Origin of the sequence: Burkholderia sp. Bp8991, from assembly GCF_003853795.1 — a bacterium.
Taxonomy (GTDB): Bacteria; Pseudomonadota; Gammaproteobacteria; order Burkholderiales; family Burkholderiaceae; genus Burkholderia.
In genome coordinates this window covers 45,281-68,741 of the sequence record NZ_QTQJ01000029.1, presented here as the reverse complement: position 1 = coordinate 68,741, position 23,461 = coordinate 45,281, and the positions used below count along the sequence as shown (strand labels likewise).

At 65.9% G+C, this 23,461-nt stretch carries 20 protein-coding genes, 1 tRNA gene and 1 pseudogene; 15 read left to right on the top strand and 7 right to left on the bottom strand.

Features of this window, described 5'->3' with window-relative positions; genetic code table 11:
• Positions 1-71: 71 nt before the first annotated feature.
• Positions 72-458 (top strand): integration host factor subunit alpha, encoded by a 387-nt coding sequence (locus DIE02_RS27265; RefSeq protein WP_006486093.1) that lies wholly within the window; start codon positions 72-74, stop codon positions 456-458.
• Between the two features lie 61 nt (positions 459-519).
• Positions 520-933 carry a MerR family transcriptional regulator gene (locus DIE02_RS27260; protein ID WP_124488891.1) on the top strand — a complete coding sequence of 138 codons (414 nt, stop codon included), beginning with the start codon at positions 520-522 and terminating at the stop codon, positions 931-933.
• Positions 934-1,015: 82 nt separating this feature from the next.
• On the opposite strand, the gene DIE02_RS27255 is transcribed toward DIE02_RS27260, so the two are convergent.
• On the bottom strand, positions 1,016-3,232 hold the full coding sequence (locus tag DIE02_RS27255) for a hypothetical protein (RefSeq protein WP_124488892.1): 2,217 nt from the start codon (positions 3,230-3,232) through the stop codon (positions 1,016-1,018).
• Between the two features lie 355 nt (positions 3,233-3,587).
• Positions 3,588-4,349, bottom strand: a complete 762-nt coding sequence (locus tag DIE02_RS27250) for a tyrosine-protein phosphatase (protein WP_260427341.1) — start codon at positions 4,347-4,349, stop codon at positions 3,588-3,590.
• A gap of 446 nt (positions 4,350-4,795) precedes the next feature.
• On the opposite strand from DIE02_RS27250, the gene DIE02_RS27245 reads away from it, so the two are divergent.
• The 3 genes from DIE02_RS27245 to bamC all read left to right on the top strand — a co-directional run bounded on the left by DIE02_RS27245 (position 4,796) and on the right by bamC (position 7,107).
• A complete protein-coding gene (locus DIE02_RS27245; protein WP_124488894.1) occupies positions 4,796-5,509 on the top strand; it encodes a methyltransferase domain-containing protein in 714 nt (237 codons plus the stop codon).
• A 172-nt stretch (positions 5,510-5,681) separates the two neighbouring features.
• Positions 5,682-5,758, top strand: a tRNA-Pro gene (locus tag DIE02_RS27240).
• Between the two features lie 140 nt (positions 5,759-5,898).
• On the top strand, positions 5,899-7,107 hold the full coding sequence (gene bamC / locus DIE02_RS27235) for an outer membrane protein assembly factor BamC (RefSeq protein ID WP_124529838.1): 1,209 nt from the start codon (positions 5,899-5,901) through the stop codon (positions 7,105-7,107).
• A 712-nt stretch (positions 7,108-7,819) separates the two neighbouring features.
• Here the strand turns inward: bamC and DIE02_RS27230 are convergent.
• From DIE02_RS27230 to DIE02_RS27220, 3 genes are all read right to left on the bottom strand, one after another.
• The gene (locus DIE02_RS27230; RefSeq protein ID WP_006486090.1) at positions 7,820-8,077 is read right to left on the bottom strand and encodes a hypothetical protein; all 258 of its coding nucleotides are present in this window, start codon (positions 8,075-8,077) and stop codon (positions 7,820-7,822) included.
• A gap of 136 nt (positions 8,078-8,213) precedes the next feature.
• Complete coding sequence (locus tag DIE02_RS27225; protein WP_059608570.1) at positions 8,214-8,492, bottom strand: hypothetical protein; 279 nt, start codon at positions 8,490-8,492, stop codon at positions 8,214-8,216.
• Positions 8,493-8,715: 223 nt separating this feature from the next.
• Positions 8,716-9,390 carry a YdcF family protein gene (locus DIE02_RS27220; RefSeq protein WP_185702658.1) on the bottom strand — a complete coding sequence of 225 codons (675 nt, stop codon included), beginning with the start codon at positions 9,388-9,390 and terminating at the stop codon, positions 8,716-8,718.
• 198 nt (positions 9,391-9,588) lie between these two features.
• Here DIE02_RS27220 and DIE02_RS27215 point away from each other — a divergent pair, with 198 nt between their 5' ends.
• Entirely contained in the window at positions 9,589-9,906 is a 318-nt protein-coding gene (locus DIE02_RS27215; protein ID WP_044846039.1) for a hypothetical protein, read from the top strand.
• A gap of 181 nt (positions 9,907-10,087) precedes the next feature.
• Here DIE02_RS27215 and DIE02_RS27210 read toward each other — a convergent pair whose 3' ends face one another.
• On the bottom strand, positions 10,088-10,339 hold the full coding sequence (locus DIE02_RS27210) for a hypothetical protein (protein ID WP_124488897.1): 252 nt from the start codon (positions 10,337-10,339) through the stop codon (positions 10,088-10,090).
• A 202-nt stretch (positions 10,340-10,541) separates the two neighbouring features.
• Positions 10,542-10,937, bottom strand: a pseudogene (locus DIE02_RS27205) (transposase); the annotation flags it as partial.
• A gap of 430 nt (positions 10,938-11,367) precedes the next feature.
• Between DIE02_RS27205 and DIE02_RS27200 the strand changes: the two are divergent.
• The 9 genes from DIE02_RS27200 to truB all read left to right on the top strand — a co-directional run bounded on the left by DIE02_RS27200 (position 11,368) and on the right by truB (position 23,427).
• Positions 11,368-12,270: a LysR family transcriptional regulator gene (locus DIE02_RS27200; RefSeq protein WP_124488898.1), complete on the top strand. Its 903-nt coding sequence runs from the start codon at positions 11,368-11,370 to the stop codon at positions 12,268-12,270.
• A gap of 66 nt (positions 12,271-12,336) precedes the next feature.
• Entirely contained in the window at positions 12,337-13,539 is a 1,203-nt protein-coding gene (locus tag DIE02_RS27195) for a pyridoxal phosphate-dependent aminotransferase (RefSeq protein WP_124488899.1), read from the top strand.
• A gap of 272 nt (positions 13,540-13,811) precedes the next feature.
• Positions 13,812-14,834: an SMC-Scp complex subunit ScpB gene (scpB, locus tag DIE02_RS27190; protein ID WP_124488900.1), complete on the top strand. Its 1,023-nt coding sequence runs from the start codon at positions 13,812-13,814 to the stop codon at positions 14,832-14,834.
• 60 nt (positions 14,835-14,894) lie between these two features.
• Positions 14,895-16,604 (top strand): 23S rRNA pseudouridine(2605) synthase RluB, encoded by a 1,710-nt coding sequence (gene rluB, locus DIE02_RS27185; protein ID WP_044846034.1) that lies wholly within the window; start codon positions 14,895-14,897, stop codon positions 16,602-16,604.
• Positions 16,605-17,022: 418 nt separating this feature from the next.
• Positions 17,023-17,481 (top strand): ribosome maturation factor RimP, encoded by a 459-nt coding sequence (gene rimP / locus DIE02_RS27180; RefSeq protein ID WP_014897219.1) that lies wholly within the window; start codon positions 17,023-17,025, stop codon positions 17,479-17,481.
• Positions 17,481-18,956 (top strand): transcription termination factor NusA, encoded by a 1,476-nt coding sequence (nusA, locus tag DIE02_RS27175; RefSeq protein ID WP_044846033.1) that lies wholly within the window; start codon positions 17,481-17,483, stop codon positions 18,954-18,956. The genes rimP and nusA overlap by 1 nt, the downstream gene beginning before the upstream one ends.
• 91 nt (positions 18,957-19,047) lie before the next feature.
• Complete coding sequence (gene infB / locus DIE02_RS27170) at positions 19,048-21,969, top strand: translation initiation factor IF-2 (protein WP_124488901.1); 2,922 nt, start codon at positions 19,048-19,050, stop codon at positions 21,967-21,969.
• 113 nt (positions 21,970-22,082) lie between these two features.
• Positions 22,083-22,481 (top strand): 30S ribosome-binding factor RbfA, encoded by a 399-nt coding sequence (rbfA, locus tag DIE02_RS27165; protein WP_006495346.1) that lies wholly within the window; start codon positions 22,083-22,085, stop codon positions 22,479-22,481.
• 13 nt (positions 22,482-22,494) lie between these two features.
• Positions 22,495-23,427 (top strand): tRNA pseudouridine(55) synthase TruB, encoded by a 933-nt coding sequence (gene truB / locus DIE02_RS27160; RefSeq protein ID WP_124488902.1) that lies wholly within the window; start codon positions 22,495-22,497, stop codon positions 23,425-23,427.
• Positions 23,428-23,461 lie beyond the last annotated feature (34 nt).

The window sequence follows — 23,461 nt, the reverse complement described above, 5'->3', positions numbered from 1 at the left end:
GAGAGGAGCCGCCCGTTCGCGGGTGGCGCTTCCCCATCGTGAGTTTTGGTTTAACGCGCTGTATGGCAGATATGAACGACATGACCTCGAGTGAATTCGAAGCCCTCCTGACGGCGCAACGCAGCGCCATGAACCGCGACGCTTCGGCGCCGGCGTCCACCGAGACGCCGACGCTGACGAAAGCGGAGCTGGCGGAGCTGCTGTTCGACAGCGTCGGGCTGAACAAGCGTGAAGCGAAGGACATGGTCGAGGCGTTTTTCGAAGTGATCCGCGACGCGCTCGAAAACGGCGAAAGCGTCAAGCTGTCGGGGTTCGGCAACTTCCAGCTGCGCGACAAGCCGCAGCGTCCGGGCCGCAACCCGAAGACGGGCGAGGCGATTCCGATCGCGGCCCGCCGGGTGGTAACCTTCCACGCGAGCCAGAAGCTGAAGGCGCTGGTCGAAAACGGCGCGGAGTAACGCCCGCGCGCCGAAGTCTCCGCGCGGCCGCCGCGCATTCTTTACCGACGGTTAACCGACGATGACCACTACGGTTGAGAAAGTCGTCTTGCCTCCGATTCCCGCGAAGCGCTATTTCACGATCGGTGAAGTCAGCGAACTGTGCGGGGTCAAGCCGCACGTGCTGCGTTATTGGGAACAGGAATTCACGCAGTTGCGGCCGGTGAAGCGGCGTGGCAATCGCCGATACTATCAGCACCACGAAGTGCTGCTGATCCGGCGGATTCGCGAGTTGCTGTACGAACAGGGATTCACGATCAACGGGGCGCGCAACCGGCTCGATTCGCCGGGCGGCGAGCGCGCTGCCGCGGCGCCGGCCGAGCCCGATGTGCCGGCCGGCGACGTGCGAGTATCGGGCAAGCCGGGTGCAACGGTCGACGTGATCGCGTTGCGGCAGGCGCTCCTCGATGTGATCGACGGACTCAAACACGACTGAGCGCAACGCTCGAATCAACAGGAAACCCGGTCGGCGATGCGCCGCCGGGTTTTTTCATGCACGGGGGCTCGTGCTCGGCGGGTCAGCGCGATGCGAGCGGGTTCGGCTTGCCCATGTCGACGACCAGCGTGCCGTCCGGCAGCATCCGCACCGAGCCCTGCGCGACCTGGCTGCGGTAGCCGTATAGGTCGAAACGCATCGGGCCGGCCTCGGCCGAGTTCCGGATCAGCGCGCGCACGTTCAGTTCGAGCACGTTGAACATCTTCATGTCGCCGCCTTCCATCCACATGTAGCTCGGCGCGTCGATCTGCGGCCGCTTCGTCGCGGGCGCGTCGGCGGCACGCCGGAACGTGAGGCGCAGCCCGTCGCGTTCGACCGTCGCCTGGCCGAGTTTGCCGTTCAGCACCGGCGGCGGAAACACGGTGTACTGGTCGAGCACGAGCGTGTCGCCGCGCAGCTCCGCGCCGCGGCGCTGCAGCGGCGTCAGCGACGCGAGCTCGATGCCGAGCGAGCGCAGCAGCTTCGCCTGCGGGATGCCGAGCACCGATACCTGCGCCGGCTTGAACGCGAGGTGCCGGTCGTCGAGCACTGACAGCGTGCCCTTCATGTCGGTCGGCAGCCACACGCCGGGCACGTGATTCCAGAGCTTGATGCCGCCCTGGACGCGCAGGTCCTGGCCATCTGCGCTCAACTGCAGGTCGTTCAGCGAGCGCGGCGAGTAGTCGAGCAGGTAGTTGTTGAAGAGCGCCGACATCGCCTTCCACGATTCGACGACCGTTCCGCCGAGAATGCGGATGTCGTACTGGTTCGGATCGTCGAGATCGACCGGTTCGCCCGGGCGTTTCGCGATCAGCTGCACGTCGAGATCCTCGACATGGAAGCCGATGTCGCCGGACAGGTTGAAGTCGACGTTGTGCAGGTGGATCGTCGGGTTGCGGTTCGACACGTGCCGTTCGTTGAACGGAGCGGTCGACGAGCGCCGCATCGCGACTTTCTGCATGCCGGGTTGCGGTGCGCTGGCCGCGAGTGCAAACGCTTCCCAGTGCTGGCGCGAGTCGCGCAACGCGTTCTGCTGCGCGGCGAGGAAGCTGTCGTTCAGGCGAGCGGCTGCATTGCCGAGCGCGGCGCCGCTCGCGGGGCCCGCGTACGACGGCATCCGGATCGCCATCGCGCCGCTTTCGTCGAAATTGAAATAGCCGGCCGAAACCTGGTCGCGATAGTGGTACAGGTCGAACACGAAGTGCTGGTCGCGCTTCGTCGGATCGACCGGGCCGATCAGGATGTCGGCGTTCATCGGCATCGAGCGCATGAATTTCACGTCGCCGCCGCGGATGTACATCGCCTGTTGCGGCGCGTTCGCGGGGAGCGCGAAGCCGGCGTGCGAGCCGTCGTCGAGCGTCAGGTCGAGGCCGGCCGGTGTAACGCGCAGCGCGGTGATCCGGATCTTCAGCCGTGGCGGCGGCATCAGCTTGTCGACCGACATCACGAGGTCGTCGCCGGCGAGCCGCGCGATCGGTGTTTCCACCTTCAGCAGATCGGCCATCTTCACGTTGGCCGCGCGCATGACCGGCTGCGCGTTGATGCCCGACACGCGCACGCCGGTCGGGTGGAATACGAGCTGGCTGCCGTCGCGGATCGCGAGCGTGCCGGTCAGCGAGAACGGCACCCAGCCGTCGCGCTGCATCTCGCCTTGAAGATGGATCACGCCGTCGCCGGCCGATACGGCGAGCTTGCGCAGCGGCGCGTTGCGGTAACCGAAGATGTAAGTGTCGAAGAGCGCGGTCAGCTTTGCGTTGTCGAGCGTGACCGCGCCTTCGTGTACGTCGATCTCGAAGCTCGTCGGGTCGTCGAACACGATGGGGGCGCCGGCCTGCGTCGGCACGAGCGTCGCGGACAGTTGATGGATGAAGAAGCCGAGGTTGTTGACGATGCGGAAATCGACGTCGCGCAGGAACGTCATCGCGCCGTTCTGGCCCGAGTCGCGCAGCGTGAACGGGCGCGGCTGCGTGAGGTTGATCGACGCGAGCGACGGCACCGTGCGGGCGATCTGCTGTTCGTGAGCGAGGCGTTCGGCTTTGGCGCGCTCGATCTTCGTCGATGCGACCGACGCGTTGCCGTCGCGCTGCGCGGCCGGTTCCGCGCAGCCGGTGCAGAGCAGCGCGAGCGCAAGCGCAAGCGCACCGCAGCCGAATGCGCGAGCGGTGCCGTGTGAAACCGGGGCGGCCGCGCGTCGCGGGCCGGCCATCCAGTCGAAACTTGCCAAGGGCGTGCGATGGCCGCGCCGGACCGAATTCCGCATCGTCTGTCTCCATGTCTTGTCGTGACCGGCGAGGGCGCGCGATCGATGCGCGGCGCAGTCGTCGATGCCGTGCAGTGTGGCATAGCGCGCTAGAGCGGCGTTACCAAACAGCGGGCGTGCGGGCAACACCGGTCGGCGCACGACAGGGCAAAGGATTCGCGGCGTCGGGGCGGCAATATCAAACGGTCGTTTGGTTTTGCGGTCGAGGGGCGGGCGGCGCGCATTGCGCCGGATCGGCAAACCCGGCGGCGTGGGTTGACGCCGGGTTTCGTGCCGGATGAAGGCCGTGTCCGGTCCGGGCGCGGCGGCAGTGCGATGACAGCCGCGCTGTCGCCAGCGCCGCCTGCGTGATCGGTCAGACCAGCATGCGCTGCCGGATCGCATTCTGCGTCGACGCGTCGAGCTGCAGGCCGTTCTCGATGTACGACGTCATCGAGCCATACGACGCGACGACCTGATCGAACGCCGCCTGCAGATAGGCGGCTTGCGCGCCTTGCAGCGCGGCCATCATGTCGGCCGCATCCTGCCCGCCGCGCTTCTGCGCCTGCGCGACATAGGCGGCGATTTCCGACGCGCTGTAGACGTTGGTCAGCAGATAGTCGGCGAGAATCGTCTGCGGGCGGACACCGAGGATCGTGTGCAGGATGGCCGTCGCCCAGCCGGTGCGATCCTTGCCGGCCGTGCAGTGGAAGACCAGATTGCCGCCGGACGACGCGAAGCCGGCAAACAACGCGTGGTAGCTCGTGCGTGCGGTTTCCGACGTCACGAACGCCCGATACATGCTCATCATGAAGGCCGTGGCCGTCGCGCCGCTGGTCGGCAGCGGGCCGAGATTGGCGGCGCCGAGCACGTTGAGGTTCTGCCAAATGGCGCCAGCCAACGGTACATCCGGCTGCGCTTGGATCTCGGAGGTCGTGCGCAGGTCGCACACCTGCGTGATGCCGAGCGTATCGACCGTTGCGACGTCGGCCGCGGAAAACGTGAGCGCGGACGACCGGTAGATCACGCCTTTTTTCATCGCTGCGCCGCTCGGGGTGGCATAGCCCGTTCCGTCCGGTCCTGCGGTATCGCGAAAATTCGCTACCGAGGCGAGCCTGGGCGTCGTGACGGGGGCGATCGCGATCGAATCGCCGCCGCACGCGGACAGAAACGACGCGCTTCCCAGCGCGATGCCGAACGTGCCGGCGCCCAGCCGGAGAAAGTGTCGTCGGGAAATTTCGTTTTTCTGATGCATTCACTGACCTTTGTCGGAGACTGTCACGGGAAGTTGCGACCGCCGTTGCGATCGAAGTCGCTGCCGGCCCGGCGCGCCGCGCGGCAACGCGCAGATCTGCGATCTCGATCGGCCTGCAGTCGGACGATGCGCCGGGCGCGTCGATCTCTCGCCGGGTAAGCGCACGGTAGCGATTCGCGGCGAAACGGCCATCGTCCTTTTCGACTAGGACGCGATGCGGGCGCGGTGCAATTCGCGCAACTTGCGATGCGTGCGACGGCTGCGGCGCGGTAAGATCGGCGTCAGTAGCTTGATGATCGAAGCATGGTGGCCGACACGGGGGAGGCGTCATGGATCTGAAGGAACTCGACGTATTGGGAGCGGACGTCGGCGATCACTGGTACTACGCGTCGAAGGCGAGCGCGATTCGCCGGTTCCTGGGCGCGGCGGATGCGAACCGGATACTCGATGTCGGCGCGGGCTCGGGTTTCTTTTCGAAACATTTGCTCGAGCGCACGCAGGCGACGGAAGCGTGGTGTGTCGACACGAGCTACGCCGACGATACCGACGGCGAGGCGGCAGGCAAGCCCGTCCATTTTCGCCGCGCCGTCAATCGGCTCGATGCCGATCTCGTGTTGCTGATGGACGTGCTCGAGCACGTCGATGACGATGTCGGGCTGCTTGCACAATATGTGGCCGGCGTGCCGAAGGGCAGCCGCTTCCTGATCACCGTTCCCGCGTTTCAGTTCCTCTGGAGCGCGCACGACGACTTTCTCGAACACAAGCGCAGGTATACGCTCGACGGCCTCGAAGACGTCGTGCGCCGTGCGGGGCTCGAGGTCGAGCGCGGCGCTTACTACTTCGGCTTCACGTTTCCGCTCGCGGCGGCATTGCGACTGAGCGAGCGAGCGCGTCGCCAGCCACGCGAACCCGCGTCGCAACTGCGTCGACACAATCCGGTAGTCAATGGTTTGCTCAAGCTGATCTGCCGCGCCGAGTTGCCGATGTTCCGGTTCAACCGGTTGGCGGGGCTCACGGTGATCTGTGTCGCGCGCAGCGCGTGAGCGTCAGGCGGATCGCGTGGACGGACGACGGACCGGCGGGGCGTCATGTGCGTCGCCGTTCGTGTCGAATCGGTCACGCCACGTGCGCCACAAAAAATTTCGGCAGGAACATGCACAAAATGCATGCGACCCGTTCTAAACCGGCCAACTCTCTGTTATAATTTTTTTCTTTCGGGGCGTAGCGCAGCCTGGTAGCGTACCTGCATGGGGTGCAGGTGGTCGGAGGTTCAAATCCTCTCGCCCCGACCAGATAAGAACCCGCGTCAGTTCAGGCTGACGCGGGTTTTTTCTTGCCCGTCGCTTTTTTGCACATCCCGGCGCGGCCCCGGTAAAATGCAAGGTTGATCCACGGAAAGCGCCGTGATTTAGCGGAAGAGGATTCCCCGAACATGACTGATCTTCGTCTTACCATGCGGTTCGCTGCAGTGCTCGCCACTGGCGCGCTCGTCGCCGGTTGCGGTACGTCGTCGCCCACGAAAGTGGACTACAAGAGCGATTCGAAATCGAAGGAAGCGTCGCTCGCAGTGCCGCCCAACATGCTCGACGAGACGGCCGATCAGCGTTCGCTGCCGCCGCAGGGCGGCGCGACTTCCCTGTCCGCGCTTCAGCAGGTCCAGCACACGGCGCCCGCGACGGATACCGTCGCGCCCGCCGTGGCCGGCATGCATATCCAGCGCGACGGCACCGAGAGCTGGCTCGTGATCGACGGCAAGAAGCCCGGCGACATCTGGCCGCAAGTGCGCCGCTTCTGGCAGGAGCAGGGCTTCCTGCTCGTCGTCGACCAGCGCGACAAGGGCGTGATGGAAACCGACTGGAACGAGACCCATCCGCAGATCAACGGCGGCCTGATCCGCAGCGTGATCTCGAAGGCGATGGGCAATTCGTACGTGACGGCCGAGCGCAACAAGTACCGCACGCGCCTCGATTCGGCGCCGAACGGCGGCACCTATGTGTTCGTCAGCCAGAAGGGCATGCGCGAGGCGATCACCGGCGCGAACAACGATTCGAGCAAGTGGGAAGCGAAGCCGAACGATCCGGCGCTCGAGACGGAATACCTGAAGCGGCTGATGGCGGTGCTCGCGCAGAACGAGCAGCGTGCGAAGAACGGCGAGCCGCCGGTCGCGAACATCAACGACAACACGGTGCCGAAGGACAAGAAGGCCGATACCGACGCATCGAAGGCGGCTGCCGCGGCGATCGCTGCGCAGAACGTCGCGCGTACGTCGTCGCAAGCGAACGACGTCGACACGAGTGCGGTGCCGTCCGAAGTCACGCTCGGCGAGCCGTACGACCGGTCGTGGCTGCACGTCGGCCTCGCACTCGATCGCGCGAACTTCACGGTCGACGATCGCGATCGCACGAAGGGTCTGTATTTCGTGCGTTATGTCGATCCGAAGGATCTGAGCGCGGCCGAGCAGGGCTTCTGGAGCCAACTGTTCCACGGCAAGAAGGAAAAGCAGGCGAAGCAGTATCGCGTCAACGTGAAGGCGCTGACGGCCGACCAGACGCGTGTGGCAGTCGTCGACGATTCGGGTGCGATCGATTCGTCGTCGCCGGCCCGGCAGATCATGGGGCTGCTCGTGAATCAGCTGCGCTGATCGCGACGATCCCGCTCGTCGAACAAGCCCGCCGCCCGGCGGGCTTTTTTTATGGTCGCGCGCCGTGACGTCGGCGTGTGCGGGACGTTCGGCTGCTCCGCCTTGTGACGTTACGTAACATCCGCGCGTTACGGCGGCGGAACGGGTGTTACATCGTCATGGTCCCGAAAAATATCCTTATGGATCAATGATGTGCTTTCGAAAATGCACCTGGCACGCAAACTGCTTTATTAGTTCGAATCGTTAGGACAGGGAGGGTGCTGCCAGAGACCGGGCAGGCGTCGCGAACGCCCGACCAACGGTTTCGACGTCCCCAGATGCCGGCGCTGCGAGCGCGGGCACAACCGATGATGATCCGCGCCGCGCGCGGGTCTCGATGGCCCCGTCGCCTATCCTCGTAGGGCGACGGTTTCGCCCGCGCTTCGTATGAAGCGCGGGCAATTTTTTTTGGTGGGGCCGCAATGCGAGGGCGCCGATCCGGCCTGTGCGGGATTCGGTGATTCGCAATCAATTGGAGTGGGGGCGGCGCGGTTCGCATCCGGCGAGCGCCGGTAGGGCGAGGTCGCGTTGGCGGTGTGTGAGCGTTCCGCTCACACGCCGCTCAATCGCGAAACGGACGCGGACCGGCTCGATCGGCCCGGGGTTCGCGTGCAGTCGCAGCGCGTGCGAGCAGGGCGGTGCGGCCGGACGCGTTGCCGGCCGCCGCGACGCGTCAGTGCGACGCGCTGGGTACGTCAAGGATCAGGATGATCGTCCAGTCGGCATCGCCGTCGTGGTGATACTGGCGTTCGGCGACGATGAACGGTTGCTGCTTGCCTTGCGGGCCGAGGAAAAGCACGTCGCCCTCCATCGGCAGGCACTCGATCGGCGGCAGCGCGAGAAAGGCGTCGTCCGAGCCGCGCGGCATCAGTTGCTTGATCTTGCGAGTGGCTGCTTCGGTCCACTCGATGTCGAGTTGAATGTTGCTCATGCTGTCCTCCGCACCGGGGTGCGCACGGGTGGAAAATTTCGGTGCGCGACTTTAGCACAGCGCGCAGGCGCCGCAACCAAAAAAGCCGAACCCGGTTGCCCGGATTCGGCTTTTCGCTTGTGCGGTGCCGCCGAACTTACTGGCTGGCAGCGTCTGCCGGAGCGGCCTTGGCGGCCTTCTTGCCAGCCTTCTTCGCTGCCTTGTGGTGAGCAGCCTTCTTGCCGTGGTGCTCTTCCTGCGCCGCCGGCTGTGCAGCCTCGGCTGCTTGCTGCTGTTGCAGTGCCTGTGCGCGCTGCTCGATCTCGGCGATCTTCGCCGGGTCGGTGATGGTCTGGATTTGCGTGCTCTCTTGCGCATACGCTGCGCCAGTCAGCGCCGACATCGCGACCAGAATAGCCAGGGACGTCTTCTTCATTGCTTTACCTCCGCTAAGTGGTGATGAACCCGAATGTTGCCGTTTTGTCTGGCGACTGCAATCGAGTGCGTGTCGAGTGTAACAAAAGTGACGGATCAATGTGCACCGGATCGAGGCACAGCGCAAGGCCCCGTTGAAGTCGCGCAACACTTCGTGCATTCCGTCATGCGCATGCCATTCCGGGGCGGCACCGTCGCGTTCGCCGCCGGTGCAAGCGTCGCCATCAAAACCAGCCGAGCCATCGGTAGACGTGGAACTGTGCGATGCCGATCAGTTCGTGCAATGCCTGATTCGCGTCTTCCAGGTTGTGCCAGCGGGGCAGCCAGCCCGTTTGCGCGCGCCGGCGGTTCGCATAAACGGGTTGCGGATCGATGCCGAAGCGGCGGAAATCGAGCAATGCGCGGCGCATCTGATAGGACGACGTGACGAGAATGCGCGTGTCGTCATGTTGTGAGCGTAGTATAGATGCAGTGAATTTCGCATTTTCGTAGGTGGTACGGCTGTTCGGCTCGAGGACGAGGTCGCTGGAAGCGACACCCGCCGCGACCAGCAGGCGCCCGTAGACGGCCGCCTCGGTTTCGCCGTGACGTTGCGGGTCGCCGCCCGACATCACCACGGTGCAGCCGGTCGCCTGCTGCCGGCACGTGCGGTAGAGCGCCGCGGTCGCGCGGATGCGTGCTTCCCCGTCGGGAGGCGGTCGCAGGCCGGTGTCGCTGCGCCGCGTGCCGGCGCCGATGATGATCAGCGTGGTCCGGCCATGCATGTCGGCGCGCTGGACCGGCGTCACGCCCGCCTCGGTCCACGCGATGAGCGGCGCGGCGAGCCAGCCTGTCGCGAGCAGCCAGAGCAGCGCGACGCTCGCGATCGCGATGAGTCGCCGCCGCTTGCGGCAGAGCATGAAACCGATGAAGAGAAGTACAAATGAATCGAACAGAATCAATTTGATTGGGGTATGGTGTCTTTTTATGGACGGCTGACGATCCGGCCCTGACGCGACGCCGAACGTCGGCCCCAGAATCGGTGGCGGTATCGGCGGGCGGAGCTCCCGCCCGGCGCGCCGCTTCGCATTGTCGCTGCACTTTAAGAAAGAATCGAGATGACCACGTATTCCAACGAAGCGGTGCTCGACGCATTGAGACGAGTGCAGTACCGCCAGGTACCGTGGGCGCGCCGCCCGGGCGTGTTCGAGTATCTCCGGTCGCTGGGGCTGATGGACACGGTCAGGCAGAAGACCGTTGCTCCCGCACCGGGTTTCCATGCGCCGGTCGACATCGCGGTGCTGACCGACAACGGTCGTGCCGAATGCGCGCGCCTCGAGCGTGACGAGAAACTGCTTTCCTGGACCGATCGCCGTATGGACGACTACGCATTGAGCGAAGCGAGCGCCGTGGCGATTCTCGAAAGCCGCCTGTAGCGGCGCACTCCCGTTCTCGCGCGCTGGCCACCGGCGACGCAAAAAAAAGCCCGTATCGCGAGGATACGGGCGTACCGGATACTTTTGCTGTTGCCACGCTGTGCTCATGGCAACGAATGTGACTCGTCGCATGTCGGGCAGTTCCCGAATCCGGTAATTTTCTTTGACGAAATCCTGCGGACTACGGATGACGCGGCAGGTCGGTCGGCTGCGAGCCAGTGCGCGCGCGCGCGTTGCTGGCGATGTCGCCGCGCAAATCGCCGCGCGGCACGGTCTGCCGATTGGGCGGCGCGGCGGGCGGTTGCTGGCGAAGGGTGTTCCGATGATCCTGCTGGTGGTGAGGCGGCTTCGCGCGATCGTCCGCGCGAGCGGGGGCGGTCAGCGCCAGCGAAATGACAATGCCGCATGCGACGAGCAGTGACATTGGTTTCATGGCGGGGCTCCCTTCAAGCCACCGGCGCGGCCTGTTGATATTTCGCTAAGGTAAGCGTGGGAGTGCAGGCTTGCTGTAAATAATCGTAAATAGATGTATCGCCGCACGACAGGCGCAATCGACGACGACGCGAGCGCCGCGCAAAAGCGCGTGGCACTGAAAGAAACCGGGCGGCCGAAGCCGCCCGATCGAGCATGCGTTACGCCATCTTCACGGGGGCGCGCCAGGATTCCGGGTTGGTCCAGAAGGCGCCGCGCAGCCGGTCGCGGCTCGGCGGTGCTGGCGGCTTCGTCGCGCTCGCCCCAATGCGCCCGCGCAGCGAGATCTGGCGGCCGCTCGTGCCGAGTCGCTTGACGATTTCGGCGAGCGTGCCGTCTGCCTGCCATTCGTCGAAGCGACGGCGGCAGGTCGGCGGCGACGGATAGCGGCCCGGCAGCTTCGACCAGCCTTCACCCGTCGACAGTACCCACAGCACGGCGTTTACCACCGAACGGGCCTCCACGCGGGGACGGCCGCGCCGTTCACTGCGTGCGGGTTCCGAGCAAAACAGACCTTCGACCAGCGCCCACTCGTTATCTCTCAAATCGTCGAACAGCATCATGTCCTCACCTCAGCGAAGCTAACTCCGGTGCGCTGCCCTGCGCCGCGCACTCTTCAAGCACTCGAGCGTCGAGTGCCGGGTGGGGGCTTCCGGTTGGCCGGCAGCGGCGTTTCTGCCCTCTGTCCGACTCGACCTGCGCCCTGTACGTCAGATAAAGCACGATGTGTGCCATGTCTGAGGCGATTCCCGCGAGAGCCGCTTGGCAGCGGGCTGACGGCTAAGTCAGCTAGGGGCGTATAAGACGCCAAAATAACCCGCCAGCAAATCAGGACAATCACCAATCTTGTGCAAGTCGCCCGTGCTACGTGCGTTTGCGTCGATATTGCACCGCAGCGAAACATGTGCTGCCGGTGCCGGATTCGCACATCGAAGACGATGGCGCGCATTAAAATCGCGCATCGGTATCGACGATTGATGAGGAGAGGGGATGAACGTTACGCTGCGCCAGCTTCGCGTATTCATCGAGGTTGCGCGGCTCCGGAGCTTCAGTCGCGCGGGCGACGAGATCGGGCTCACGCAGTCCGCGGTCAGCCGTTGCGTGCGCGAACTCGAGACCGAGCTCGGACTGAAGCTGATCGACCGGACGACGCGCGACGTGCAGTTGACCGACGTCGGGACGAACCTAATCGCGAGCGTGTCCCGCCTGATCGCCGATCTCGACGACACGCTGCGCGAGATTCGCGAGATCGGCGAGCAGCGGCGGGGGCGCGTGATCGTCGCTGCGAGCCCGACGATCGCGTGCCGGCTGATGCCGCGCGTCGTCGCGTCGTGCGAGCGCCAGTTCCCGTTCGTCACGCTCGGCCTGCGTGACGACGTGCAGAGCGACGTCCTGCGCAAGGTGAAGTCGAGCGAAGTCGATTTCGGCGTCGTCATCGGGCCGCTCGCCGTTGCCGATCTCGTATGCGAACCGTTGATGACCGACTCGTTCTGCCTGGTCGCGCGCGCCGATCATCCGCTCGCGGCGCGGGCCGAGGTGCCGTGGACGGCGCTCGACGGCGAGCGTCTCGTGCTGCTCGACCATGCGTCCGGAAGCCGGCCGCTGATCGACGCCGCGCTGGCCGCCCATCGGGTCAATGCGACGGTCATGCAGGAGCTCGGGCATTCGGCGACGGTGTTCGGGCTCGTTGAGGCCGGCGTCGGGGTGAGCGTGCAGCCGTGGCTGTCGCTGCCGCTGCCGGCCGGATCGACACTGGTCGCGCGGCCGCTGACGCCGCGTACCGAGCGCACCGTCGAGCTGGTGCGCCGCCGCGACCGCTCGCTGTCGCCGGCCGCGCAGGCGATCTGGGAACTCGTGCGCCAGATGCCGGCGCGGGCGGAGGATCTCGACTGAAAGGGTGCGGATCGGGCGCGCACGCCGGTACACTACGCGGATCGTGTTCCTCGGTGGCGGTTCTCGATGACGCATTCCGCAGATGTCGGCCCGGCGACGGGCGAGCCGGCGGCGCGCAGCGCAGTTCAGGCGCTGCGTCCGTCGCTGATCCGGGAAGTGGCGAACGCCGGCTTCGGCGTACCCGACGTGCTGCCGTTCTGGTTCGGCGAATCCGATCGCGTGACGCCCGAATTCATTCGCGACGCGGCTGCCGCGGCACTGCGCGACGGTGCGACCTTCTACACGCACAACCTCGGCACCGTGCCGCTGCGCAACGCGATTGCGACCTATGTCGGTGCGCGTCACGGTGCGACGGCGGCCGATACGATCGCCGTGACGAGTTCGGGCGTGAGCGCGCTGATGCTGGCCGCGCAATTGCTGGTCGGCCCGGGCGACCGCGTCGTCGCCGTCACGCCGCTCTGGCCGAACCTCGTCGAGATCCCGAAGATCCTCGGTGCACAGGTCGAGTGCGTGTCGCTCCGCCATGGCGATGCGGGCTGGCGGCTCGACGTCGACCGGCTGATCGCGGCGCTGACGCCCGGCACGCGGATGCTGTTCGTCAACTCGCCGAACAATCCGACCGGCTGGGTGATGTCCCGCGACGACCAGCAGGTCGTGCTCGCGCATTGCCGGCGCCACGGCATCTGGGTGGTCGCCGACGAGGTATACGAGCGGCTCGTGTTCGGCACGGACGGCGCGCCGTCGTTCCTGGGCATCGCATCGCGCGACGAGCGGGTAATCGTCGTGAATTCGTTCTCGAAGGCCTGGGCGATGACGGGCTGGCGGCTCGGATGGCTGGTCGCGCCGGCGTCGGTGATGGGCGATCTGTCGAAGCTGGTCGAGTACAACACATCGTGCGCGCCGGGTTTCATCCAGGCCGCGGGAGAAGTCGCGCTGCGTGACGGCGAGCCGTTCGTGCAGTCGTTCGTCGCGGCGCTGCGCGGTGCGCGTGACCACCTGGTCGCCGCGCTGCGCACGTTGCCGGGCGTCGACGTGCCGCCTCCGCCGGGTGCGATGTACCTGTTCCTGCGGTTGCCGGGCGCGGACGACAGTCTTGCGTTCTGCAAGTCGCTGGTGCGCGAGGCGGGGCTCGGGCTGGCGCCCGGCCGCGCGTTCGGCCCGGAGGGGGAAGGGTTCGTGCGCTGGTGCTACGCGTGCGATCCGGTGCGGCTCGAGGCAGGCGTCGAGCGCTTGCGGGCGTTCCTCGCGCGCGGCGCAGGCCTGCGTTGAAGCGGGGGCGGAGCGGGTGCGGCGTGCGGGCGGCGGGCCTTTCGGCTCATCTTTACGCACCGGGCAATTTTGCGTAAGATGGCGCTCAGTCACGCGGTTCCGTCGTTGAACCGTGCTGTTCCGTCCGGTTTGGGCCTGGCTTGAAGTTGGTTCGCCGCCCCCGGTTCGTGCTCCCATCAATATGACCGATCAGAATCGGGCGAGCGCGTCTTCCGTTCCTTTCGTCTGTTTGTTGATCCGGTTCGTTTGACCACAGGGTCTGGCCTAGCTGCATGAATACCCAAGAGGCGAAGATCGTCCTCGAGACTGCTTTGATCTGCGCGCAGGAACCGCTGAAGCTCGGCGATTTGCGCAAGCTCTTTGCCGACGGCGTGTCGGCTGACACGGTCCGCACGTTGCTCGAAGATCTGAAACAGGATTGGTCCGGCCGCGGTGTCGAACTGGTGGCGCTGGCAACCGGATGGCGCTTCCAGAGCAAGCCGGCGATGCGCCATTACCTGGACCGACTGCATCCCGAGAAGCCGCCGAAATATTCGCGTGCGGTGCTCGAGACGCTCGCGATCATTGCGTATCGGCAACCCGTCACGCGTGGCGACATCGAAGAGATTCGCGGCGTCACGGTCAATACGCAGGTGGTCAAGCAGCTCGAGGATCGCGGCTGGATCGAGGTGATCGGGCATCGCGACGTGCCGGGCCGCCCGGCGCTGTACGCGACGACCAAGCAGTTCCTCGACGATCTCGGCCTGAAGGCGCTCGACGACCTGCCGGCGCTCGAGGAGCCGGCGGCGAACATCGAAGCCGCGCTGCTCGCGCAGCAGGCGATGGACTTCGACGGCGATGCGCCGGCGGCGGACGCGGTGCCGGAAGCCGGCGAGGCGGCGGCGGACGAGTCGCACGTTCGGCCGGACGAATTGCCGGGCGACGCCGCAACGGAAGGCGCGCCGACGCAGGAAATGCCGAACCGCGATACGCTGGAAGCGGATCGCGTTCAGAGCGAACAGGGCGGCGCCGAAGCAGCGCCGGCCGGCGAGCAGCCCGAGCCGCTGCACGCGGTGTGGAACGAGGAAGATCGCAAGCCGGCTGCCGACGCGGTTGCCGGAGACGGAGCGGAAGCGGCCGGCGACATGCCGGGCGAGGCTGGCCAGGCCGACGCCTCACGCTCCCGTCCCGCGGACGGCGAGTTGCTGGACGATACGTCCGACAGCCTCGCCGACGCCGTACGCAGTGCCAGCGCGCCCATCGGCGCCGACGCGCTGCCGGACGACGAAGCAGAACCCGAACAGCGCCGCGCCTGATCGCGGCCGACTTCTTGCCGCGCCCGAGTCGGGCGCGAGACCTGACATTTTGAGGTTGTTTTGACTGATATCCACGATATTGAATCGTCCGCGCCTGCCGTGCAGGCCGCGCGTGCCGACGATGCGCCGGAGCAGGACGCTCCGGCCGCGGGTGGTGACGAGCGTCCCCGCCGCGGCCTGCGGCGCGGCCCGCGCAGCCTGATCGCGCGTCGCCGCGCGGCAGCCAAGTCGAAGGGCGATGGCGAGTCGCAGGGCGGCGAGGGCGCGGAAGCGCAGCCGGCCGACGCGGCGGAAGCGCAGCCCGCACGCGCGCCGCGCAAGGAAGGTGCGGCCAAGGGTGGCCGCAAGCCGGCCGGCAAGCGCGAAGGCGCAGCCAAGGGTGCCCAGGGCGGGCAAGGCGGCCAGGGGCGACGCGGCGGTTCGGCGAAGGCCGAGGGCGGCGCGGCGAAGGCCGAAGGCGACGCAGCGTCGCAGGACGATCTGTTCGCCTATGTGACGTCGCCGGCATTCGACGCGGACAATTCGGCGGGCGGCAGCGGCGTACGTGCGCCGATGCTGCGTCGCGGCCGCAGCCAGCCGGCGAACAAGCGCGTGCTGTCGCCGGACGACGACGCGCCGAAGCTCCACAAGGTGCTCGCGGAAGCCGGCATGGGTTCGCGCCGCGAAATGGAAGAGCTGATCGTCGCCGGCCGCGTGTCGGTGAACGGTGAGCCTGCGCATATCGGCCAGCGCATCATGCCGACCGATCAGGTTCGCATCAACGGCAAGCCGGTCAAGCGCAAGCTGCCGAACAAGCCGCCGCGCGTGCTGCTGTACCACAAGCCGACCGGCGAGATCGTCAGCCACGCGGACCCGGAAGGTCGTCCGTCGGTGTTCGACCGCCTGCCGCCGATGAAGACGGCGAAATGGCTCGCGGTGGGCCGTCTCGACTTCAACACCGAAGGCCTGCTGATGCTGACGACGTCGGGCGATCTCGCGAACCGCTTCATGCATCCGCGCTACAGCGTCGAACGCGAGTACGCGGTGCGCGTCGTCGGCGAACTGTCCGAAGGGATGCGGCAGAAACTGCTGCATGGCGTCGAGCTCGATGACGGCCCGGCGAACTTCCTGCGCATCCGCGACGGCGGCGGCGAAGGCACGAACCACTGGTATCACGTTGCGCTGGCCGAAGGCCGCAACCGCGAAGTGCGCCGGATGTTCGAGGCGGCCGGCCTGATGGTGAGCCGCCTGATCCGTACGCGTCACGGTCCGATCCCGCTGCCGCGCGGCCTGAAGCGCGGCCGCTGGGAAGAGCTCGACGAGGCGCAGGTGCGCAAGCTGATGGCGACCGTCGGCCTGAAGGCGCCGTCCGAGGAAAAGGGCAAGCGCGGTGGTGGCGGGCAGGCCGAGCGCCGCCAGCCGGATCCGATGCAGACGTCGATGGGCTTCATCGGCCGCGAGCCGGTGCTGACGACGCATGGTCAGCTCGACCAGCCGCGTCGCGGTGGCGGCCGGCGCGGCGCCCCGGGCCTGCCCGGCCTGAGCGGTTACGGCAGCTTGCCGGTTTCGCCGTCGGGTTATGGCAACCGCTCGGGTGGCGGTCGCGATGTCGACGGCAATCGTGCGTCGTATGGCGCGGGCCCCAAGCGTGAAGGCGCTGGCGGCAAGCGCGGCGGCGGCAAGGGCGGCAACCGCAATCCCAACGGCAATCGCGCCGAAGGCGCCGGCAACGGCGGTGGCGGTGCGCGCGGCGGTCAGCGTCCGCAGCGCAATCGCTCGCGGGGCCGCTGAGCGTTTGCGGCGTCCGGCGGCGTGAAGCCGCCGGTGTGCCGGCGAAATCGGCACGAGTCCGGTTGGGTCGGCACCTCGCCCTGCGTGGTTTGCTTTTGACTGTATATATATCGCGCTGCCGGATTATGCCGCCTGGTCGGACAGTCCGGTTTCGCATTTTTGGTCGGTAAAGGCGGGCTGGACGCTGCTTTTACCGGCTGGCTTGGCGTTTGCGCCAAAAATCGCTATAATCGCGGAGTCGCTGGGCGTACGGATTCAATGTGCGGCTCAGGTGCGACCACCAGTAAGAAGATGGGCGTTCCGCCCATTTTTTTTTGCTGAAACGGTTAGGCATCTCGGGTAGCGCTTCCTGCGCCGGCTAAGGCGCGCGCCCGCGGGTGAATCGCGAGCGGCGGGCGCGAACACCTGAGAGGACACTGTGCAACTGACGGAACTGATAGAAACCACGGTCACCGGGCTCGGCTACGAGCTGGTGGATCTCGAGCGCACCGGGCGCGGCATGCTTTGCATCTACATCGATCAGCCTGCCGGCATCTCGCTCGAAGATTGCGAAAAGGTCACGCGTCAGCTCCAGCACGTCTTGACGGTCGAAAACATCGATTACGAACGGCTCGAAGTCTCGTCCCCGGGGCTCGACCGCCCGTTGAAGAAGCTGGCCGACTTCGAGCGCTTCGCCGGCAGCGAAGTTTCCGTGACCTTGAAAAAGCCGCTGGACGGGCGCAAGACGTACCGGGGCATTCTGCACGCGCCGAATGGCGAAACGATCGGTTTGGAATTTGAGAGGAAGAAGGGCGAGGCAGCCATGCTGGATTTCACGCTGGCCGATATCGACAAAGCCCGCCTGATTCCGCAAGTTGACTTTAGGAGCCGCAAATAATGAGTCGCGAAGTGTTGATGCTGGTGGATGCGCTGGCGCGCGAGAAAAACGTCGACAAGGATGTGGTGCTGGGCGCCCTCGAGGCCGCGCTCGCTTCCGCTTCCAAGAAGCTGTTCGACGAAGGCGCCGAAATCCGCGTCCATATCGATCGCGAAAGCGGCGAGCACGAAACCTTCCGTCGCTGGCTCGTCGTGCCCGACGAGGCAGGCTTGCAGGAGCCGGATCGCGAGATCCTGCTGTTCGAAGCACGTGAGCAGAAGCCCGACGTCGAAGTCGGCGAATTCATCGAGGAGCCGGTGCCGTCGATCGAGTTCGGCCGTATCGGCGCGCAGGCCGCGAAGCAGGTGATCCTGCAGAAGGTGCGCGATGCCGAACGCGAGCAGATCCTGAACGACTACCTCGAGCGCGGCGAAAAGATCATGACCGGCACGGTGAAGCGCCTCGACAAGGGCAACTTCATCGTCGAATCGGGCCGTGTCGAAGCGCTGCTGCGCCGCGACCAGCTGATCCCGAAGGAAAACCTGCGCGTGGGCGACCGCGTGCGTGCCTACATCGCGAAGGTCGACCGCACCGCGCGCGGCCCGCAGATCGAACTCTCGCGCACGGCGCCCGAGTTCCTGATGAAGCTGTTCGAGATGGAAGTGCCGGAAATCGAGCAGGGCCTGCTCGAGATCAAGGCAGCCGCTCGCGATCCGGGCGTGCGCGCGAAGATCGGCGTGATCGCCTACGACAAGCGGATCGATCCGATCGGCACCTGCGTCGGCATCCGCGGTTCCCGCGTGCAGGCCGTGCGCAACGAGCTCGGTGGCGAAAACATCGACATCGTGCTATGGTCCGAGGATCCCGCCCAGTTCGTGATCGGCGCGCTCGCGCCGGCAGCCGTCCAGTCGATCGTCGTCGATGAAGAAAAGCACTCGATGGACGTCGTCGTCGACGAAAACGAGCTGGCTGTCGCGATCGGCCGCAGCGGTCAGAACGTTCGCCTTGCCAGCGAACTGACCGGCTGGCAGATCAACATCATGACGCCGGACGAATCCGCCCTGAAGCAGGGTGAAGAGCGCGACCGACTGCGTTCGCTGTTCATGGCGCGTCTCGACGTCGACGAAGAAGTTGCCGACATCCTGATCGACGAAGGCTTCACGAGCCTCGAAGAAATCGCGTACGTGCCGCTCAACGAAATGCTCGAAATCGAGGCGTTCGACGAGGACACCGTGCACGAACTGCGCAACCGCGCACGCGACGCACTGTTGACGATGGCGATCGCGAACGAAGAAAAGGTTGAAAATGCAGCGCTGGATTTGAAGGGCCTCGACGGCATCACGCCGGAGTTGCTCGCGAAGCTGGCCGAACACGGCATGCAGACGCGCGACGATGTCGCCGAGCTGGCCGTGGATGAACTGGTCGATATGACCGGGATGGAAGAGGATGCCGCTAAGGCGTTGATCATGAAAGCACGTGAACACTGGTTCCAGTGAGAAATGACCATGGCGCACTGATTTGATGGCGGCCGTATGGCCTGACCCGATGCTAACCGCAAGGAATCGGTCCTTGCACTAAGAGGAATGAATGGCGAGTAACAACGTAGCCCAATTTGCCGCGGAACTGAAAATGCCTGCTGGTGTGCTGCTCGAACAGCTGCAGGCAGCGGGCGTCCAGAAAGCGAGTGAAGACGATGCGCTGTCCGAAGCGGACAAGGCGCGTCTGCTCGATCATTTGCGCAAGTCACACGGCGCAACCGACGGCGACAAGCGCAAGATCACGCTGACCCGCAAGCATACGTCGGAGATCAAGCAATCTGACGCGACGGGCAAGGCTCGCACCATTCAGGTCGAGGTCCGCAAGAAGCGTACGTTCGTCAAGCGCGACGACGTGGCCGAGGGTGCGGAACAGGGTCAGGCGCAGGTCGCCGAAGCGGACGACGATGCGGAACTGAAGCGTCGCGAGGAAGAAGCGCGCCGCGAGGCCGAGCTGCTCGAGAAGCAGGCGCAGGAACTGCGCGAGCGTCAGGAGCGCCTCGAGCGCGAGGAAGCCGAGCGCCGTGCCCGTGAGGAAGCGGCCGAAGCCGAGCGCCGCCGTGCCGAGGAAGAAGCGGCGGCGAAGCGTGCCGCGGCCGAAGCCGCAGCGGCACAGCAGGCGGCTGCCCAGCAGGCCGCCGAGGCTCAGCAGGAAGCAGCCGGTGCGCAGTCCGCGCAGGATGAAGCACGCGCGGCCGCCGAACGTGCGGCCCAGCGCGAAGCGGCGAAGAAGGCCGAGGATGCTGCCCGCGAGGCGGCGGACAAGGCGCGCGCCGAGCAGGAAGAGATCAGCAAGCGTCGCGCGGCGGCAGAAGCCGAAGCACGCGCGATCCGCGAAATGATGAACACGCCGCGCAAGGCCGTGGTCAAGGCAGTCGAGCCGCCGAAGCCGGTGGAACCGCCGAAGCCGGCCGAAGCGAAGGGCACGCTGCACAAGCCGGCAAAGCCGGCGGGCGCAGGCGCGCAGGCACGTCCGGCCGTGAAGAAGCCGGCCGGTGCAGCGCCGGCGGCCACGACGGCACCGGCAGGCGCGGGCGACCGCAACAAGAAGCCGGGCGGCGGCAAGGGCGGCTGGCAGGACGACGCAGCGAAGCGCCGCGGCATCAAGACGCGCGGCGATTCGAGCGGCGGCGTCGACCGCGGCTGGCGCGGCGGCCCGAAGGGTCGCGGCCGTCACCAGGACAGCGCATCGACGTTCCAGGCACCGACCGAACCGATCGTGCGTGAAGTGCACGTGCCGGAAACCATCTCGGTTGCCGATCTTGCGCACAAGATGTCGATCAAGGCCTCCGAAGTCATCAAGGTGATGATGAAGATGGGCCAGATGGTCACGATCAACCAGGTGCTGGACCAGGAAACGGCGATGATCGTCGTCGAGGAACTGGGCCACCGCGCGGTTGCCGCGAAGCTGGACGATCCGGAAGCACTGCTGGTCGAAGGCGAGACCGGTACCGATGCGGAACAGCTGCCGCGTCCGCCGGTCGTCACCGTGATGGGTCACGTCGACCACGGCAAGACCTCGCTGCTCGACCACATCCGCCGCGCGAAGGTTGCAGCGGGCGAAGCGGGCGGCATTACGCAGCACATCGGCGCATACCACGTCGAAACGCCGCGCGGCGTCATCACGTTCCTCGATACGCCGGGTCACGAAGCGTTCACGGCAATGCGTGCACGCGGCGCGAAGGCGACCGACATCGTGGTGCTGGTGGTGGCTGCCGACGACGGCGTGATGCCGCAGACGAAGGAAGCCATCGCGCACGCGAAGGCGGGTGGCGTGCCGATCGTCGTGGCGATCAACAAGATCGACAAGCCGGAAGCGAACCCGGACCGCGTCAAGCAGGAGCTGGTCGCGGAAGGCGTCGTGCCGGAAGAATACGGTGGCGATTCGCCGTTCGTGCCGGTGTCGGCCAAGACGGGCGCCGGTATCGACGACCTGCTCGAGAACGTGCTGCTGCAGGCGGAAGTGCTGGAACTGAAGGCACCGGTCGAGGCGCCGGCGAAGGGCATCGTGATCGAAGCGAAGCTGGACAAGGGCAAGGGCCCGGTCGCGACGATCCTGGTGCAGTCGGGTACGCTGAATCGCGGCGACATCGTGCTCGCGGGCACGGCTTACGGCCGCGTGCGTGCGATGCTCGACGAGAACGGCAAGCCGACGAAGGAAGCCGGCCCATCGATCCCGGTCGAAATCCAGGGTCTGTCGGAAGTGCCGGGTGCAGGCGAGGAAGTGATCGTGCTGCCGGACGAGCGCAAGGCGCGCGAAATCGCGCTGTTCCGTCAGGGCAAGTTCCGCGACGTCAAGCTGGCGAAGCAGCAGGCCGCGAAGCTGGAAAGCATGCTCGAGCAGATGGGCGAAGGCGAAGTGCAGAACCTGCCGCTCATCATCAAGGCAGACGTGCAGGGCTCGCAGGAAGCGCTCGTGCAGTCGCTGCTCAAGCTGTCGACCGACGAAGTGCGCGTGCAGATCGTGCACAGCGCGGTGGGCGGCATCAGCGAGAACGACGTCAACCTGGCAACGGCATCGAAGGCGGTCATCATCGGCTTCAACACGCGTGCGGATGCACAGGCGCGCAAGCTGGCCGAAGCGAACGGTATCGACATCCGCTACTACAACATCATCTACGACGCAGTGGATGAGGTGAAGGCCGCGATGTCGGGCATGCTGGCGCCGGAGAAGCGCGAAGTCGTGACCGGCATGGTCGAGGTGCGCCAGGTGTTCAAGGTGCCGAAGGTCGGTACGGTTGCCGGCTGTATGGTCACCGACGGTATCGTCAAGCGCTCGTCGTCGGTTCGCGTGCTGCGCAACAACGTCGTGATCTTCACGGGCGAACTCGAATCGCTGAAGCGCTTCAAGGACGACGTGAAGGAAGTCAAGCAAGGCTTCGAGTGCGGTATGTCGGTGAAGAACTTCAACGACATCATCGAAGGCGACCAGTTCGAAGTCTTCGAAGTGACCGAAGTCGCACGGACGCTGTAATCGTCGCGTATCGGCTCATGGGGCGGGGCAGGCTTGGGCCTGTCCCGCCCATTTTCATGGTGGCGTGCCAACGGCGCGTCGCTTTATCCTGATAAACGGATCACGGATCGATCATGTCCAGGAAACGTACTTCCCCCAATCGCAACGTTCAGATCGCCGACCAGATTCAGCGCGATCTGTCCGAACTCATCATGCGCGAGGTCAAAGACCCGCGCATCGGTATCGTGACCATCCAGAGCGTCGAGCTCACGCCGGACTACGCGCACGCGAAGGTCTATTTCACGGCGCTGACCGGCGATCCGGACAAGACGCAGGAAGCGCTGAACCACGCGTCGGGCCACCTGCACAACCTGCTGTTCAAGCGCCTGCACATCCATACGGTGCCGACGCTGCACTTCCATTACGACCAGACGATCGAGAAGGCGGTGGAAATGTCGCGCCTGATCAAGGAAGCCAACTCGACGCGCGCGAAGGACGACGACGAAGCCGACGCGCCCGCGAAGGACGATTGAGCGCGCACGCCCCATGACGACTGCAGCTCCCCAGCGTCCACGCGTGCCGCGGCGCGCGCTGGATGGCGTCCTTCTGCTCGACAAGCCGGTCGGCCTGTCGAGCAACGACGCCCTGATTCGCGCGAAGCGCCTGCTTCTCGCGAAGAAAGCCGGCCATACCGGCACGCTCGATCCGCTGGCCTCGGGCCTGTTGCCGCTGTGCTTCGGCGAAGCGACGAAGTTCTCGCAGGACTTGCTGGAAGCGGACAAGACCTACGAAGCGACGATGCGTCTCGGCGTGCGCACGACCACCGGCGACGCGGAAGGCGACGTGCTCGACACGCGCGCCGTCGAATGCGACCGTGCGGCGGTCGAAGCGGCGCTCGCGCGCTTTACCGGCGAGATCGTGCAGGTGCCGCCAATGTATTCGGCGCTCAAGCGCGACGGCAAGCCGCTGTACGAATACGCGCGTGCGGGCCAGACCGTCGAGCGGGAAGGCCGCAACGTGACGATCCATGCGCTCGATCTGCTCGCGTGCGAGCTGCCCGACGTGACGTTCCGCGTGACCTGCAGCAAGGGCACGTATGTGCGCACGCTGGCCGAAGACATCGGCGAAGCGCTCGGCTGCGGCGCACATCTGACGATGCTGCGTCGCACGGGTGTCGGCGCGCTGACGCTCGAACATGCGGTGACGCTCGACGCGCTGTCCGACGCTGCCGAAGCGGCGCGCGACGCCTGGCTTCAGCCGGTCGACGCGTTGCTGTCGACGTTTCCGCTGGTACGTCTCGACGAAGCCAGCGCGAAGCGATTCCTGCACGGCCAGCGCTTGCCGCTGTCGGCGCTCGATTCGATCGATGCGGCCGAGGGCGAGCGTGTGCGCGTGTACGACGCGCAGCGACTGCTCGGCGTGGCGCGCAAGGCCAACGGCGTGCTCGCGCCCGAACGCCTCGTCGTGACGGCTGCATGATGCGCGGCGCGCAAGCGCCGTCGTCGGAACGAAA

What these genes read in the sequence shown, in the direction of transcription:
- DIE02_RS27265 (WP_006486093.1), top strand. Translation starts at nt 72, where the DNA reads ATGAACGACATGACCTCGAGTGAATTCGAAGCCCTCCTGACGGCGCAA.
- DIE02_RS27260 (WP_124488891.1), top strand. Translation starts at nt 520, where the DNA reads ATGACCACTACGGTTGAGAAAGTCGTCTTGCCTCCGATTCCCGCGAAG.
- DIE02_RS27255 (WP_124488892.1), bottom strand. Translation starts at nt 3,232, where the DNA reads ATGCGGAATTCGGTCCGGCGCGGCCATCGCACGCCCTTGGCAAGTTTC.
- DIE02_RS27245 (WP_124488894.1), top strand. Translation starts at nt 4,796, where the DNA reads ATGGATCTGAAGGAACTCGACGTATTGGGAGCGGACGTCGGCGATCAC.
- bamC (WP_124529838.1), top strand. Translation starts at nt 5,899, where the DNA reads ATGACTGATCTTCGTCTTACCATGCGGTTCGCTGCAGTGCTCGCCACT.
- DIE02_RS27230 (WP_006486090.1), bottom strand. Translation starts at nt 8,077, where the DNA reads ATGAGCAACATTCAACTCGACATCGAGTGGACCGAAGCAGCCACTCGC.
- DIE02_RS27225 (WP_059608570.1), bottom strand. Translation starts at nt 8,492, where the DNA reads ATGAAGAAGACGTCCCTGGCTATTCTGGTCGCGATGTCGGCGCTGACT.
- DIE02_RS27220 (WP_185702658.1), bottom strand. Translation starts at nt 9,390, where the DNA reads ATGCTCTGCCGCAAGCGGCGGCGACTCATCGCGATCGCGAGCGTCGCG.
- DIE02_RS27215 (WP_044846039.1), top strand. Translation starts at nt 9,589, where the DNA reads ATGACCACGTATTCCAACGAAGCGGTGCTCGACGCATTGAGACGAGTG.
- DIE02_RS27210 (WP_124488897.1), bottom strand. Translation starts at nt 10,339, where the DNA reads ATGAAACCAATGTCACTGCTCGTCGCATGCGGCATTGTCATTTCGCTG.
- DIE02_RS27200 (WP_124488898.1), top strand. Translation starts at nt 11,368, where the DNA reads ATGAACGTTACGCTGCGCCAGCTTCGCGTATTCATCGAGGTTGCGCGG.
- DIE02_RS27195 (WP_124488899.1), top strand. Translation starts at nt 12,337, where the DNA reads ATGACGCATTCCGCAGATGTCGGCCCGGCGACGGGCGAGCCGGCGGCG.
- scpB (WP_124488900.1), top strand. Translation starts at nt 13,812, where the DNA reads ATGAATACCCAAGAGGCGAAGATCGTCCTCGAGACTGCTTTGATCTGC.
- nusA (WP_044846033.1), top strand. Translation starts at nt 17,481, where the DNA reads ATGAGTCGCGAAGTGTTGATGCTGGTGGATGCGCTGGCGCGCGAGAAA.
- infB (WP_124488901.1), top strand. Translation starts at nt 19,048, where the DNA reads ATGGCGAGTAACAACGTAGCCCAATTTGCCGCGGAACTGAAAATGCCT.
- rbfA (WP_006495346.1), top strand. Translation starts at nt 22,083, where the DNA reads ATGTCCAGGAAACGTACTTCCCCCAATCGCAACGTTCAGATCGCCGAC.
- truB (WP_124488902.1), top strand. Translation starts at nt 22,495, where the DNA reads ATGACGACTGCAGCTCCCCAGCGTCCACGCGTGCCGCGGCGCGCGCTG.